Annotated in this window: 10 protein-coding genes; 2 read left to right on the top strand and 8 right to left on the bottom strand. The window is 45.2% G+C overall.

Features of this window, described 5'->3' with window-relative positions; all coding sequences use genetic code 11:
* Positions 1-29 precede the first annotated feature (29 nt).
* The 6 genes from B2746_RS13525 to B2746_RS13500 form a co-directional block, all read right to left on the bottom strand.
* Positions 30-515, bottom strand: coding sequence for a sterol desaturase family protein (locus B2746_RS13525; RefSeq protein WP_290794887.1), 486 nt, complete (start codon positions 513-515; stop codon positions 30-32).
* Complete coding sequence (idi, locus tag B2746_RS13520) at positions 503-1,033, bottom strand: isopentenyl-diphosphate Delta-isomerase (RefSeq protein WP_290794884.1); 531 nt, start codon at positions 1,031-1,033, stop codon at positions 503-505. Before idi ends, B2746_RS13525 begins: the two co-directional genes overlap by 13 nt.
* A gap of 212 nt (positions 1,034-1,245) precedes the next feature.
* Positions 1,246-2,085 carry a phytoene/squalene synthase family protein gene (locus B2746_RS13515; RefSeq protein WP_290794881.1) on the bottom strand — a complete coding sequence of 280 codons (840 nt, stop codon included), beginning with the start codon at positions 2,083-2,085 and terminating at the stop codon, positions 1,246-1,248.
* A 29-nt stretch (positions 2,086-2,114) separates the two neighbouring features.
* Entirely contained in the window at positions 2,115-3,581 is a 1,467-nt protein-coding gene (locus B2746_RS13510) for a phytoene desaturase family protein (protein WP_290794878.1), read from the bottom strand.
* A gap of 327 nt (positions 3,582-3,908) precedes the next feature.
* Entirely contained in the window at positions 3,909-4,406 is a 498-nt protein-coding gene (locus B2746_RS13505; RefSeq protein ID WP_290708918.1) for an RNA polymerase sigma factor, read from the bottom strand.
* A gap of 85 nt (positions 4,407-4,491) precedes the next feature.
* On the bottom strand, positions 4,492-5,373 hold the full coding sequence (locus B2746_RS13500) for a MerR family transcriptional regulator (RefSeq protein WP_290794876.1): 882 nt from the start codon (positions 5,371-5,373) through the stop codon (positions 4,492-4,494).
* A gap of 237 nt (positions 5,374-5,610) precedes the next feature.
* Between B2746_RS13500 and B2746_RS13495 the strand changes: the two genes are divergently transcribed.
* The gene (locus B2746_RS13495) at positions 5,611-6,249 is read left to right on the top strand and encodes a class I SAM-dependent methyltransferase (RefSeq protein ID WP_290794873.1); all 639 of its coding nucleotides are present in this window, start codon (positions 5,611-5,613) and stop codon (positions 6,247-6,249) included.
* A gap of 1 nt (position 6,250) precedes the next feature.
* Here the strand turns inward: B2746_RS13495 and B2746_RS13490 are convergent, their stop codons facing one another.
* Entirely contained in the window at positions 6,251-6,985 is a 735-nt protein-coding gene (locus B2746_RS13490) for a tyrosine-protein phosphatase (protein WP_290794870.1), read from the bottom strand.
* A gap of 118 nt (positions 6,986-7,103) precedes the next feature.
* Entirely contained in the window at positions 7,104-10,562 is a 3,459-nt protein-coding gene (locus B2746_RS13485; RefSeq protein ID WP_290794867.1) for a PAS domain S-box protein, read from the bottom strand.
* A gap of 257 nt (positions 10,563-10,819) precedes the next feature.
* Between B2746_RS13485 and B2746_RS13480 the strand changes: the two genes are divergently transcribed.
* Positions 10,820-15,721 carry a PAS domain S-box protein gene (locus B2746_RS13480; protein ID WP_290794864.1) on the top strand — a complete coding sequence of 1,634 codons (4,902 nt, stop codon included), beginning with the start codon at positions 10,820-10,822 and terminating at the stop codon, positions 15,719-15,721.
* Positions 15,722-15,728 lie beyond the last annotated feature (7 nt).

Raw genomic sequence — 15,728 nt, 5'->3', positions numbered from 1 at the left:
TTTAGCAGAGTAGCAAGATACTTCGCTTATCACTTTTTATTTCGGGTGTTTTCACGGTCTTTTTTGACCTTTTCCCAATATTTTTGATGAACCACCAGCATGCCGAAGGATTCTCCGTCTTCTTTATCGAGGTGTTTGTGGTGCATTTTATGCGCCCAGCGGATGGCCCTGATATATATATTATTGCTGCGGGTAAAAAACTTGAATCGCTGGTGGATGATGATTTCATGCACCATAAAATAGGCGAACCCGTACAGCATCACACCAAAACCAATCGCCTGGATCCACCACATGGATGTATCGATTGTACCCCAGAGAATCATCCCAATACTGGGAATCGCGAAAATCACAAAAAACCAGTCGTTTTTTTCAAAGAAACCCGGCCCTTTTTTATGGTGATCTTCGTGCAGGTACCAAAGAAATCCGTGCATCACGAACCGATGGGTTAACCAGGTAACGGCTTCCATAATAATAAAAGTCAACAGAATAATTCCGGCATAAATTAACCAATGCATACTTCAGCTTGTTTTCTCCATTCCTGTACTTTCGGAAATGCCAGGTGAAACCAGGCAGTAAAACGGGCCGGATGAGATTTCAGGGCCGCTTCAATTTCCGAAGTTGACAAATAACAATAATCATTTACCTCAGCCGGATTTGGATGGATGGGACCATCGTATTCTCCAACAAAAACATGATCGAATTCGTATTCGGTTAATCCGTTATCGAATTCAGCCTTATATATAAATTGGAAAGCGGGCTGGATATTCGTAACGAAACCCATTTCTTCCTGCATTCTGCGCAGTCCGGCTGCCTGCGTCAATTCATCCGGATAAGGATGACTGCAGCAGGCATTGGTCCACAAACCACCACTGTGGTATTTATTCAACGCGCGTTGTTGCAGCAACATATCCCCGGCGGCATTGTAAATAAAAACACTGAAGGCGCGATGCAGTAATCCTTTGCGATGCGTCTCCATTTTTTCCATCGTGCCGATGGGGGAATCGAATTCGTCAACTAAAATTATATGCTCCATAAAAGAGATGTAAGATTTAAAAGGTGAAATTAGAAAAGTGAAATTTACTAGATACGATTAATAATTGAACCTCAGGATTAGGAAGCCTTTCTCCTTTCTCTCTTCTCCTATTTCTCTTTTAATATTTCCCTCATCCTATGGAATTTTACCCGTCGGGAACATGACCTTTGGTCGCAATTACTTGCAGTACCCTACGGGAAAAATTCCCTCTCCTAACCGATCATACCGAGTTGATTTTTTACGCCTGCCCGGACAACGATGGCGGCTTTCCGGTAATTGGGAATCCGGATGCGCTCCACCAGAATCCGTTGCGGTTGTACCCGTTTGATCCTGTTAAAGAGGGAAAGATAATATTTATATGCCACATATACACCGAAACGCGCTTTCACCGGCAGTTTCATGATGCCCTTATAGGCTTCATCAAAATCGTGCTGGATATCCGCTTCAATTTTTGATTTATCGCAGGCGGTAAAATTGCTAAAATCACATCCCGGAAAATAAACCCGCTCCAGACAATTATAATCCGCTTTCAGATCACGCAAAAAATTCACTTTCTGAAAAGCTGCACCAAGGGACCGTGCCTGGTCTTTCAATCGCTGATACAGCGACCGATCACCTTCACAAAAAACATAGAGACACATGAGTCCCACTACTTCTGCAGACCCATAGATATAATCCATATATCCCTGATGGTCGTAGGCTTTTTGATTCAGGTCCATTTCCATGCTGCGGAAAAAGGCTTCAATCAGTTCGTGATCAATATTGTATTGATTAACGGTGAGCTGAAAACTATGTAAAATCGGATTGAGACTTATTTTGCGATCAATTGCCTGATAGGTTTGTTCCCTGAATTCTTTAATCAGCGTTTCTTTATCGTAGGCATGAAAGGTATCTACGATTTCATCCGCAAAACGCACAAATCCATAGATGTTGAAAATAGGCTGGCGAAGATCATGGTGTAATAATTTAATCGCCGACGAAAAGGAAGTACTGTATCGCTCCGTCGTTATTTTACTTGTTAATTCGCATACCGTGTGAAATAATTGCATCATATCCCCAAACCAGTTTTCTTTTAAGTTAACTAAAAATTCCGAATAACTTCCTTTGCTACCAGTTCTCCACTGATCAGACTTGGTGGAACACCTGGTCCGGGTACGGTTAATTGTCCAGTGTAAAAAAGATTTTTCACCTTTTTACTTCGACAGGATGGCTTTAAAATGGCCGTTTGTTTAAGTGTATTGGCTAAACCATAGGCATTACCCTTAAACGAATTATAATCCTGTTCAAAATCGCGATGTGCAAAACTTCTTTTAATAACAATTGCATCCCGGATTGGTTCTTGAAAATATTTTTCCAGTCGGTCAATTAATTTATTGAAATAAGCATCTCTTATTTCGTCTGAATCATTTTTTAATCCGGCGGCAACGGGTATAAGCAGAAACAAATTTTCACAACCAGGCGGGGCTGATCCGGGGTCTGTAACAGATACCGCGCTCATATAAAAAAGCGGATCTGTTGGCCATGCCGGATCTTCATAAATTTCTTTTGCGTGTGCTTCAAATGGGGTGTCAAAAAAAAGCGTATGATGATGAATGTTAGGCAGCTTTTTATTGAGTCCAACATAATAAAGCAGACAGCTTGGTGCCATCACTCTTGAATCCCAATATTGATCGGAATAGGATCGGTGGGAAGAGGGAAGCAGGCTTGTTTCGATATGGTGATAATCGGCGCCGCCAATAACAGCATCTGCCAGGTAAGCTGCTTTTTCTGTCTGAACGGAAGTAACACTCGACTGGTTCAGGGTGATTTTTTTCACTTCTTCATTGAAGCGGAATTCAACACCCTGTTCAATTGCGAGCTGGTACATCGCGTCCACGATGGAATACATGCCGCCTTTGGGATACCAGGTTCCACCCACCATATCGGCATAATTCATCAGGCTGTAGAGTGCAGGTGTATGTTCAGCCATGGCGCCCAGAAAAATAACCGGAAATTCCATGAGCAGCCTTAGTTGGGGATGATGAAAAAATTTGTGCACATGTGTACGCATGGAGGTGAAAACATCGAGTTTGAACACTCCGCGAATAAGGTCCCAGTCTATGAATTCAGTGAGTGATTGTCCGGGTTTATGCACCAGTTTTTCCATGCCCACTTTATATTTGAAAGCTGCTTCCTCCATGAATTTTTCCAGGGCGATGGCAGCACCGGGTTCGATTGATTCGAATAATTGTTTGAGTGCCGGGAGTCCGGCTGGAATATTCATGGGGCCATTGGGCCATACAACCTGATAAGAGGGATCGAGTCGGTCCAGTTCATAAAAATCGCTGACGGATTTTCCAAACTGGTTAAAGAAGCGTTCGAATACATCGGGCATCCAGTACCAGGAAGGGCCCATATCAAACGTGAAGCCATCGGTTTTCCATTGTCTGGCTCTGCCGCCGGGCTGGTCATTTTTTTCGAGCACGGTAACTTTCCATCCGGCTTTGGCCATAAAGCTGGCAGCAGATAATCCGGCGAATCCGGCACCGATAATGATGACTTGGGGCATAAGAAGGTGAAAGGTGAAAGGTGAGAGGTGAAAGGTTAGATGTGAAAGGTGAAAGGTGAATTTACAATGGTGAAAAGTGAAAAGTGAAAGTCGTGGCACCATAACACAGTATGACCTAACTTAATTTTTGCAGTTAGAAAATAATTTTAGCGTTAGAAGATAACTTTAGCGGTTAGAAGATAATTTTAGCGTTAGAAAATAAGTAGGCCTGAAAGTAATATTATTCCCGCACATTCTCCCTTTCCTCCTTTTCTCCTTTTCCTCCTTTGTCTCCTTTTCCTCCTTTGTCTCCTTTTCCTCCTTTTCCTCCTTTGTCTCCCCTTCCTCCTATCTCTCTATCTGCGCTTTCAGCAATTTACGGGCGAAGTGAATCCGGCTTTTGATGGTACCGAGGGGTTCTCCCAGCATATCGGCGATTTCGTGGTATTTGAATCCATCGAAATAGAGCAGGAAGGGGTTGCGGAAGATTTCCGGGAGTTTGTGAATATATCCCTGTATTTCTTTCATTTTCAGGTTGGCTTCTGCTGCATTGGCAGTAGTTGCCTGGTTATAATTAAGCAGGAAATCATTCGGGGTATGATCGAAGATGGTGTTCTGTTTGGCTTTTCTGCGGTAATTATTGATAAAAATATTCCGCATGATGGTGTACAACCATGCCTTGATATTTGTTCCCACATTGTATTTTTCGCGGTTCGCGATAGCACGGTACATGGTTTCCTGAAACAGGTCCTGAGCAGCTTCATTATCCCGCGTTAACGTGATTGCGAAGGGACGCAGAAACTCTGCGTTGTCTACCAGCATCTCATTAAAATCTACGTTAGACATGGTTGTGTGTTTAATTGTTAGGTATCCAAATTTAAACAATATTCATTGTTTCACCAACGAATCCAGCTGGTTTCACTGTTAAAAATTAGTGAATAGCCGAGATGAATTCCATTACTTCGGGAAGTGACTTTTTGAAGGCCACATTCGAGGGAACTTTCTTCTTATACTGCTGGGTCAGCATGCCTGAAATAACCAGGGTATGAGTGGAGCAACGGAGCTGATAATTGGTGAGAAATTTCTCAAAATTAAAATTATTGGCTACCGAGGTCAGGTGCGTATACAGGAAGTCGGGTTTTTTAAGGTTGGCGACAAACTCAACATCTTTCAACGGTACGTTTGCTCCCAGGTATAAAACATTCATGCCACGTCCTTTCAACAGGTAGTACATATAAAGCAGGCCTACTTCATGGTACTCTCCTTCGGGCAGGAAGAGCAGACCGGTCTGGTTCACTTTTACGTGAGAGAAGGCACCTTCGATGCCGACGATCAGTTTTTGACGGATGATATTGGTTACCAGGTGTTCCTGAGCCGGATTAATGTGATTGGTCATCCACAAAATCCCGATTTTTTCGAGAAAAGGGAAGATTATCTGCGTTATTGTTTTGTCAATTCCGCGGGCCTTGATGTGTTCATCGAGCACGATTTCGAAGGATTCGAGGTCGAGGTCCACCATGTGCTGGATGAGCTCATTCACCAGACGTTCCTGCTGGGCCTGGATATTGCCGAGGGTGATGATGCGATCGCGGATTTCTTCCGCCCCCATTTTATCGATATGTGAAATTTTATACCCGTATTTGTTCAACAGGGCGATGTTCAGAACGGCTTTCAGTTCATCGCTGCTGTATTGGCGGATATTGGTATCAGTTCGCTGGGGTTTCAGGAAATTGTACCGTTGCTCCCAGATCCGGATCGTATGGGCCTTAATTCCTGACAGGTTTTCAAGGTCCTTAATGGTAAATGCGTTCATAACCTCAGATTTCCTTGTTTAAGTTTGAAGATAAATAATTAAACAGAAATCAGCAAGAAAAAGTTGGCTTTCAGGCAAAATATTGTTTAATTTTTTTTATCCAAAGGCTAAACATGTAAAGTTTCATGAAATGTATTCAACCATCGGCACCCGACGGGTAAAATCCCTGGATGGGCGTACAAAATATGCTGAAATTCAGGTGCTCGAAGTATATTCACGAAAATTTGAAAAGAAGACATGGCTCAGTATGTACAATACGGATGTGGATTATCAGCACCGGCAGAATGGACGAATTTTGATGTTTCACCGACGCTTAGGATTCAAAAGATTCCGTTGGTTGGAAGTTTATTGCGCAGGCAATTGAACACGAATTTTCCGGCCAATGTGCAATATGGTGATATTATCAGGGGATTGCCGGTGGACGATCAGTCCTGTGATGGGCTGTATTGTTCACATACACTTGAGCATCTTTCACTGAATGATCTCCGTGTTGCGTTAAAGAATTCCTTTAAAATATTGAAACCCGGAGCGCCGTTTCGGCTGGTGGTTCCGGATCTGGAGCAAATGGCACGTGGGTATCTTCAATCATTGGAAGCGGGACAGGCATCGGCCAGTATCAAATTCATCCGGAATATGATTTTTGGACTGGAAGAGCGGCCCCGGGGGTTGAAAGGATTCATTTCTTCATACATGGGTAATGCCAATCATCTGTGGATGTGGGATCATGCCTCGCTGGCGGAAGAATTAAAAAATGCGGGCTTCGCGCAGATTCGCCGTTGCAGTTTTAATGACAGTCCGGATCCCATGTTTCGGCTGGTGGAAAATGAAAGCCGTTTTCTTGGTGCAGTTGCGCTGGAATGCACCCGATCCCGGTAGTTTAGCGAAAGCCGATCCAGGTAGGGGAGGCCAGGGTTTCCTGTACGAGAGGCATGAGACTGGTTGATTGGCGAAGGGCATCGAGGTGCCGCTGGTGATGCATATCTGAGCCGAGGAAGGCGATTCTATTCTGTTTAATCAGTTGTTGCGCCTGTTGCAGCATGGGTTTGCCGTAATAGCCGGTAAGGGAGTTCAGGTTGACCTGTAACAGGATTCCCATATCGCGCAGTTCATCAAAAACCGTCCATTTGTTGAAGAGGTAGGAATAGCGTTCAGGATGTGCGAGAACGGGCTGATAGCCCTGGATTTGCAGGTCAAAGAAAACCTGTTTCCAGTCGAATGGCAGGTTGACGAAAGAGAATTCAACCAGTACATAGTTGTCGCGCAGGCAGCGAAGGGGGGCTTTATTCTGTAAGAGGCGCGAGAAATAATCATCAATCAGGTATTCGGCTGCGGCGGAGAGGGTAGCCGGATTATTGGTGCGGGTTAATTCAGCCTGCAGGGTATGTCTTGCGGGTTCGATCGTCTGGTTGGTGTTTTTATACAGATCCCAGAGAATATGGGGGGTGGTAATGAATCCCTGGAGGCCGAGTTCCTGGAGGCCGGTAAGGAGTTGTAAGCCTGTTTCTGCATCGGGAGCGCCGTCATCAATTCCGGGCAGCAGGTGGGAGTGCATATCGGTACCAATTCCGGAGAGGTCGATTCGGGGCTGCGTTTTTTTCTTAAAGAAAAGCATGCTGCAATTTACGGATTAGGTGTCAGACAGGTGTTAGAACGCTGTTAGAGAGGTATCAGATACATGTTAGAACACTCTTAGACATATGTCTGATACCTGTCTCACTGGTGTCTGACACCTAAAGGGTGAAAAAAAAGCAGGAGCCGGAACCGGGAATGGATTCGAGCCAGATGCGGCCGCCGAGTCGTTCGATGATTTTGCGGGTGATCGAAAGGCCAACTCCGGAACCGCCCGCATCGCTCTTCACCTGCAGCCGCTGAAAAATAAGGAAGATCTTCTGATAGTACTCCTCCTCAATGCCGATCCCGTTATCGCAAACGGAAAACTGCCAATGGCCATCCACCAGCGCAGCCGATACCCGAATCACCGGAGGCACCCCCTCCCGACTGTATTTGATCGCATTGCTGATCAGGTTGACGAATACCTGTTGCAGCGGAATCAAACTGGTTTGCAGCACCGGCAGATCGCCCAGTTCCAGCACCGCACCCGATTCGCGCAAGGGTACCTGCAATAATTGCCGTACATCCCCGAGCAGCAAATTCAGATCCACCCGCTCCAGTTTCAACTCAGTCCGCCCGGCACGCGAATATTCCAGCAAATCCAGCAGGATCAGCCGCATCCTTGCCGCACCATCCACTGCATAATGGATGTACTGCCGCGCTTTCTCATCCAGCTGCGGACCGTATTTCCTTTGTAGCTGACTCAGAAATCCTGTTACCATACGAAGGGGCTCCTGCAAATCATGAGAAGCAATAAAGGCAAACTGTTCCAATTCCTGATTTGATCCCGCCAATTCTTCGTTGGTCCGTATAAGTTCCTGGTTCAGGTTCCGGAGTGATAATTCAAACTCTTTGCGATAGGTAATATCACTGAGTGCACCCACCATGCGAACCACTTCACCCTGCTGGTTACGGATGATCATACCCCGATTCAACACACTGATTACCTCACTATCCGCACGCACCAGCCGATATTCCATTTCCCAATGTGATACTTCCCGATCCGCCATCGCCTCTTCCATACTTCGCTGCACTTCCGCCTGATCATCGGCATGTACATGATCCCACCAGGATTCCCGGATCGTACGAACCGATTCCACCTCATATCCCAACAACCGATCAAAGCCTGCCCCCCGATAAATGGAACCCGCCACCAGATCCCAATCCCAGATCGCATCATTGGTGGCCTGCGCCACTTTTTCAAATCGCTCCTTCGAATCGCGCAGGTTCTGATCGGCTTTTTTCCGATCGGTAATATCTCTTATAAATGCACAAAAAGAAATTTCTCCTTCCTGTCGTATAGGGATGACCGTCAGCTCAATCGGGAACTCCTCCCCATTTCTCCGCACAGCCGGTAATTCGAGCAGTTGATTCAGGATCTGACTTTCACCCGTTGCCAGGTATCGTTTCATGCCCTGCGAATGCCGTCCGCGGTAGGCAGCCGGTACAATAAATTCGGACAGTGGTAAACCCATCACTTCTGCTGCTGTCCAACCAAAAATTGTTTCCGCACTCGAATTCCAAAAGGTAATCCGTTCTTCCGTATCTATTGAAACGATTGCATCCAAGGCACCATTCATAACCAGCCGCAATTTCTCCTCGCTGTTTCGCACCGCAATTTGCGCCAGCTTTGCGGCATGGATATCCTGAAAACTTCCGAAAATCCGAACACATGTATTATTCCGCCATTCTGACCGACCAATAGCACGCACCCATTTCCCTTTTCCCCCGGCCGTCCTCATCAGCAATTCAAGATCGTATTCACGACCGCCATTCATAAGATCCTGCAAGGCTGCTTCCAGCCGCTCCCTGCTATCGCCCGTATAAAAATCAATTCCCTCTGCCAGACTCACCGGCTGATCTGGCGGGATTTCCAAAATAGAACGGGTAATTTCCGAGAGGTAAAGCGATCCCTCCCCGGGTTGTTGCAGATCCAGCTCCCAACTTCCGATTTGCGCAAGCTGTAATGATTTTGCCAGCAGATCTTCCAGCTTTTTTTTATCGGTACTGTCCTTCCCGGTACCATAAAACAACTGTTCTTCAACCGATGCTGTAAGGGTGAGGTTTATCCAGATGATTTTACCTTCTGCCGATAAAAATCGCACTTCAAAAAAGTAGCGTTCACCCGAAACAGGTGGCAATGAAAATCTCTCTTCAATTATCCGTTTATCATCGGGATGGATGAACGAAATCCAGGGACGACTCAATAATTCAGCTTCGCTATAACCAAGCATCCGCATTGCTGCAGGATTCAGTTTCTTAAAATAGCCCTGAAAACTGGCAATACAGATAATGTCTTCAGACAGTGAAAAAACCTGGTTCAGTTCATGCTCGAGTTGTTTGCGATAAATTTCTCCACCTATAAAAGAACGGATGCCTGCACTGCGTAAAATAAAATCCTGCTCCTCCTCTCCTTCCGAACTAACGGTTACCAATACTGCATTTATACCCTGGTGATGGTACAGTGGTATCGCATAAACGCCGCTGCGTTTTACAGGCTCACCAGTTTTTATTGCCTGCATTACCAGCTCTTTCCAGTCTGCATTTCCTTCTTCCTCCTTAGCACCAAATTTTGCCAACAGATTCAGTTGCCGGCTTTGAGGATCCGTCAACCAGCATTCCACAATGGCATAGGGTCCTTTGGAAGAAAGCAGATCCACCATTTCTTTCAGGGTTTCCACGAAGGGGCCCGATTCATTAAACACCAGACTGATATCCGCCAGTACCTGTTTTTGTCGCTCTGCTTTAATGCGATGCGTAATATCTCTGGAGTTAACCACAATGCCATTAATGGAAGGATCCTGCAGCAGATTTACTGCAATGGTTTCAATCCAGTGCCAGGCACCATTTGCATGCTGGAATCGAAAAGGCTCCAGCAGAATCCGCGACTCTGATTCGATTCTTCTGAATTGTTCCATAACCGATACCCGGTCGCCTTCATGGATATAATCAAAGGCATTTTTCCCAACCAGCTCACGCGGATCCAGCCCAAGTACCGCAAGGGAAGTGGGACTGACATAGTTATAGTTTGCATTCAGATCCAGAATGGCTATCAGGTCACTGCCTTCCTGCACCAGCGAATGCAGGCGATTTTCATTCAGCCGTAGTTTTCGATCGAACAGTACCTTTTCCGTAACATCTGTAACCGTATGTAACAGGGCGATGAGTTCACCCTGTTCATTCCTAACCGGACTGTTCACCACATCCCAATAGCGCAATTCAAAAGCTGTAGTGGAGGAGCGTATCGGCAGATCGTATTTCTGCTGATGCATGTATTGCACCGAACCTGTAGTGATTACATCTGTTAATGACTGGCGTAAATTAGGAACCCCATCTGCCTCCATTTCAGCAGGGTTGAGGGGAAAAGCTTCAAAAAAACTCCTGTTTTGAATATCTTCCAGTTTGGTACCGGTAATATCCAGATAGGCCTGATTAGCCGTTATAATTTGAAAATTCGGAACATCCGGTTCCAACAACAAACAGGGGTTGGTAATAGCCGCAAATACGGACTCAAATAAACCGGGAAGCATAAAATTGTAAAATTCGCCTTTATAAGGTACACTATTATTGTTTAACATCCGGAATTAGTTTTGGTTTCCTTCCCTCCACAACGTAAAAAATTTGATCTAACTATATAGTTTAACCGAAAAAAAAGAATTTCGAATCCACCTAAGTGTTATGTTTAGAGACCGGGTAGAAATACATCCAGCCACAGCGTTTACAAAATCTTTTTAATTTATATTTGATAATACCTTTTCCAAATTTTTTCACCAAAAATAAAGTCCGCCTATTTATTTGCTGTTAACACCATAGAACCAGCACAAGCAATACCGATATGCAACCAACCCATAACGATTTCAGCACGCTGTTTCAGTTTAACCCCATACCCAATTGGGTATACAATGTTTCAACATTTGAAATTCTCGAAGTAAATCAGGCGGCCATCCATTTATACGGATATTCCCGGGATGAATTTCTAACTAAAACCATTCTTGATCTTCGGACGGAGGAAGAAATTCCCCGAATGCTGGAAACGCGCGCCCATACCATTGAAAAAGAGGGCATTCTTCATTTCGGCATCTTCAACCATCTGAAAAAATCAGGTGAGCGCATATTGATGGATATCTATGGCCATCGCCTGCAATTTGCAGCGCAGGATGCCATCATGATTTCTGCAATAAATGTTACCGAAATACAACAGCAGCTGACAGAACTGAAGGATTCAGAAAAGAAATTAAAAGCAGCCTCCAGCATTGCGCATTTAGGCTATTGGAGATTGGAATTAGATGGACAACAACTCAGCTGGTCGGAGGAGGTTTATGAAATCTGGGGGCGATCCCAATCAGACTTTCCCGTGGATTTTGACAGGTTTTTAACCACTATACATCCGGATGATCAGAAGGAATTTTTCAATGAGCAGATGGCAGCTTTTAATGGAGAAAAAACACTTGATTTTATTCACCGGATCCTGCTACCCGACCATCGCATAAAATGGGTGCATGAAATCGGGCGGATTGAACGAAACAAGGAAGGCCAGCCCATTGCGTTTGAAGGAACGGTGCGGGATATTACCCTGCAAAAAGAAGAAGAACAACGGCTGAAAATTCTGGAAAGTGTTATTACCAATACGCACGATTCTGTCATAATTACGGAGGCTGACCCTGTTGAAGGAATCGGTCACCGGATTGTTTATGTTAACCAGGCTTTTACCAAGCTGACCGGTTATACAAAAGAAGAAGTAATTGGCAAATCGCCCAAACTATTACAGGGTCCCAATACAGATTACGAAGAAATTGCCCGCCTGTCAACCGCCTTAAAAAACTGGGAACCCTGTGAAATATCCACCATCAATTATAAAAAATCGGGCGAAGAATTCTGGATCAATTTTACGGTGAATCCGGTTGCGGATGAGAAAGGCTGGTACACCCACTGGATTGCCATTGAAAAAGATATTACCCAACAAAAGAACAGGGAACTTGAAAAGGCGCTGTTAGCCAGTATCAGTACGGTATTCAGTCCAACTATGGACCTGCACAATTCCCTGCAACTTGTTTGCGAGGAAGTAAGCCGTTTTGGCGGATTCAGTTTCTCGGAGATTTGGCTGCCTTCCACCCGGCAGGATAAGTTGCAGATAAAGGCTTCCTGTGCACGTGATAAAGCAGGAGAAGATTTTTTCCAACTTTCGGCCAATATCCATGAATTTGAATTGAATGAAGGAATACAGGGCCATGTATGGGCTTCAAAAAAAGCCTGGGTAGCTGATAAGTCGGATGATAAGCAGGTCTTATTGCGAATGGAAGCAGCGCGGGCAGCCGATATTCAATCACTCATGGGTATTCCGCTCCTGCATGATGGAAATATGGTGGGTGTAATGATTGTGGGTGCACAAAAGCCGCGACAATCTATCAAACAACTGGCGCCCACTTTAAGTAAACTGGAAAACTATATTGGTTCGGAGATCCACCGAAAGAAAATTGAAACGGAATTGGAACGTCTTTTTCAATCCCTTCCTGATCTGATCTGCCTGTCCGATTTCAATGGCCAATTTTTAAAAATCAATTCAGCCGGTTGTGCCTTGTTGGGATATGCGGAGGAGGAAATTATAGGTCAGCATTATAGCCGTTTTATTCATCCGGAGGATGAAAAAATATCGCATGTTGAGATTGGCCAACTGATAGCAGGCAATTCCAATTTTCAATATGAGAATCGATATTTAACCAAATCGGGCAAGATCATCTGGCTGAGCTGGAACTGCAGTTCTTCAATTGAAGAAGGCATCATTTTTGCCTCGGCCAAGGATATAACGGCTGAAAAAAAGCTGGGTGAATTACTGGAAGAATCGCTGTCCCTTGCCCGCATGGGTGGATGGGAAATTGATCTGGTTAATTCAAAGCTATACTGGTCAGATATGGTGCATACCTTACACGGCACCGATCCGGCCAATTTTATTCCCAATATTTCGGAAGGCATTGAATTTTATCGGCCTGATTTCCGGGAATTGGTAAAATCTGCCATCCAGGTCACCATTGAAACAGCCGCCCCTTTTGATTTTGAAGCCATCATCATAACCACGGAAAAAAAGGAATTATGGGTGCGGGTAATTGGGAAGGCAGAAATGAGGGAGGGACGCTGTATTCGGATTATTGGCAGCTTTCAGGATATCCATGACCGCAAGACAACGGAACTGCGTTTGCAATCTATCATGGATGATTTACCCGGTGCAAGTTTTCAATACCTGGTATATCCTGATGGCAGTGAAGAATTACGATCTGTCAACAAGGCTGCGGAAAAAATCTGGGGATTAAAGCGGGAGGACTGCATTAAAAACCCGGGGCTGGTATGGAACCAGGTAAAACTGGGGGGCGATTTCATTGAAGTGATGCGGAATATCAACCTGGCTATCACCAACCAATCGAAATGGCAGAGTCAGTGGAGATATATCTATCCAAACGGACAGGTAGGCTGGCAGGAAGGATCAGGAACCCCTTATTTTCTGCCAGACGGAACCGTGGTGTTCAACTCGATGGTATTTGATATAACGGAAGAGAAAAAAGCCACTTTGTTATATGAGGAAACTTCCAAAATGGCCCGGGTGGGCAGTTGGGAATTAAACCTCAAGGATGCCGGCAATGATTCGATGTACTGGTCGCCCATGGTACGTACCATTCTGGAAGTGGATAAAAACTATACCCCTTCTTTAACCGGTGGATTTGAATTTTATGAGCCGGAAAGCAGGAATAAGATTCAGGCAGCGGTAAAGAGGCTGATAGGAGAACAGGTTCCTTTTGATGAAGAATTACTGATTCGAACGGCAAAGGGAAAGCTGCGGTGGATCAGGTGTATGGGTAAGGGTGAATTTGTGCTGGATGAGTGTGTAAGGATTTTTGGAAGTTATCAGGATATTGATGACCGTAAAAAAGCAGCAGCGGAATTAAAACGGGCTTTTGAGGACCGAACAAAGATTCTGGAAAGTATCGGGGATGCATTTTTTACGATGGACCGCCATTTTGTGGTTACTTATTGGAACCGGATTGCAGAAGAACTCCTGCATGTAAAAAGAGAGCAGGTGCTGCACCAGAACCTGTGGGATGTTTTTCCGGATGCGGTCAAGCTTCCCTCCTACACCTATTATAACCAGGTGTTGGCAACCGGACAGGCGGTACGGTTTGAGGATTATTATGGCATCTGGCTGGAGGTAAATGCGTATCCGACAGAGGATGGAGTTTCGGTTTTCTTCCGGGATATCACCTTAAAAAAGGAGGCGGATATGCGGCTTCATAAAGCCTATGAAGAAAGAAATACCATTCTGGAAAGTATTGGGGATGCGTTTTTTGCGGTGGACAATAACTGGATTGTGACGTATTGGAACCAGATGGCGGAGAAGGTATTACACAAATCCAGGGAGGAAATTGTTGGTCGTCATTTATGGACGGAGTATGCAGATGCCATTGACTCTGATTTTTACCGAAATTATCAGCTGGCCAAGGAAACCGGTGAATCCATCAGTTTTGAAGAATATTATCCCACGCAGCAAATCTGGTTTGAGGTAACGGCTTATCCGTCTGAGTCGGGTTTATCGGTGTATTTTAAAGACATCACCCTGCGGAAGGAAGCCGATATCCGGTTGCGCGATGCCAATGAGCGGTTTGAGAAAGTGAGTGAGGTAACCAATGATGCCATCTGGGACTGGAATGTGGTTGAAAACAGTCTGTTCTGGGGCAATGGGTTTTCTACGCTGTTTGGCTATGAGGTAGAAAAAATTACGCCAACGCTGGACGCCTGGACCAGTCATATACCGGAACATTTACGAGAATTGGTATTGCAATCCTTACAGCGGGTATTGGATGACAGAACCCAATCGATCTGGCAGGAAGAATACCAGTACCTCAAAGCGGACGGAACCTATGCCAATGTGATAGACAGGGGTATTGTGATGCGGGATAAAAAAGGGCAGCCGGTTCGGATGGTGGGGGCAATGCGTGATATCACGTATCAGAAAGTGTATGAGCAGGAATTGAGGCAGCTGAATGAGGACCTGAAAAGCAAGATCCGGGAGCTGGAGCAGGCCAATGAGGAGCTGGAGCAGTTTGCTTTTATAGCCTCGCATGATTTGCAGGAGCCGCTTCGGATGATTTCCAGCTTTATGGATCAGCTTAGGCGCAAATATGGTGCAGACCTGGATCCCAAAGCGCATCAGTACATTCATTTTGCGGTGGATGGGGCCAAGCGGATGAAAAAAATTATCCTGGATCTGCTGGAGTATTCCAGAGCCGGGAGGGTGAGCGGAGCGATGGAATGGATTCATCTGGAGGAGATTGTTGCGGATTATATGTTGCTGAGAAAAAAAATAATTGCAGATAAAGCGGCGCAATTGGTGCAGGATCCCTTACCGGTGGTACAGGGCTATCGGGCACCGCTGACCCAAACCCTGCATGCGTTGCTTGACAATGCGGTAAAGTATTCCAGAACCGGTGTGAATCCGGTGGTTGAGCTGCGGGTAAGCGAAGCGGCAAAAGAATGGATCATTGAGGTAAAAGATAATGGTATAGGTATTGATCCACAATTCCATGATAAGATATTTATTATCTTTCAGCGGCTGCATAACCGGGATGAGTATGAGGGAACGGGGATTGGGCTATCCATTGTAAAAAAGCATGTGGAAAGCTGGGGAGGAAAGATCTGGGTAGAATCCGAGGTTGGCAGTGGAACCAGTTTTTACTTTACCATCAAAAAATAAATCAACC

The organism is Flavihumibacter sp. UBA7668, assembly GCF_002483205.1.
GTDB lineage: Bacteria > Bacteroidota > Bacteroidia > Chitinophagales > Chitinophagaceae > Flavihumibacter.
The sequence above is the reverse complement of the archived record's forward strand: the minus strand, read 5'-3'. Positions and strand labels throughout refer to the sequence as shown.

What these genes read in the sequence shown, in the direction of transcription:
- idi (WP_290794884.1), bottom strand. Translation starts at nt 1,033, where the DNA reads ATGGAGCATATAATTTTAGTTGACGAATTCGATTCCCCCATCGGCACG.
- B2746_RS13485 (WP_290794867.1), bottom strand. Translation starts at nt 10,562, where the DNA reads ATGTTAAACAATAATAGTGTACCTTATAAAGGCGAATTTTACAATTTT.
- B2746_RS13480 (WP_290794864.1), top strand. Translation starts at nt 10,820, where the DNA reads ATGCAACCAACCCATAACGATTTCAGCACGCTGTTTCAGTTTAACCCC.
- B2746_RS13490 (WP_290794870.1), bottom strand. Translation starts at nt 6,985, where the DNA reads ATGCTTTTCTTTAAGAAAAAAACGCAGCCCCGAATCGACCTCTCCGGA.
- B2746_RS13505 (WP_290708918.1), bottom strand. Translation starts at nt 4,406, where the DNA reads ATGTCTAACGTAGATTTTAATGAGATGCTGGTAGACAACGCAGAGTTT.
- B2746_RS13500 (WP_290794876.1), bottom strand. Translation starts at nt 5,373, where the DNA reads ATGAACGCATTTACCATTAAGGACCTTGAAAACCTGTCAGGAATTAAG.
- B2746_RS13515 (WP_290794881.1), bottom strand. Translation starts at nt 2,085, where the DNA reads ATGATGCAATTATTTCACACGGTATGCGAATTAACAAGTAAAATAACG.
- B2746_RS13525 (WP_290794887.1), bottom strand. Translation starts at nt 515, where the DNA reads ATGCATTGGTTAATTTATGCCGGAATTATTCTGTTGACTTTTATTATT.
- B2746_RS13510 (WP_290794878.1), bottom strand. Translation starts at nt 3,581, where the DNA reads ATGCCCCAAGTCATCATTATCGGTGCCGGATTCGCCGGATTATCTGCT.
- B2746_RS13495 (WP_290794873.1), top strand. Translation starts at nt 5,611, where the DNA reads ATGGCTCAGTATGTACAATACGGATGTGGATTATCAGCACCGGCAGAA.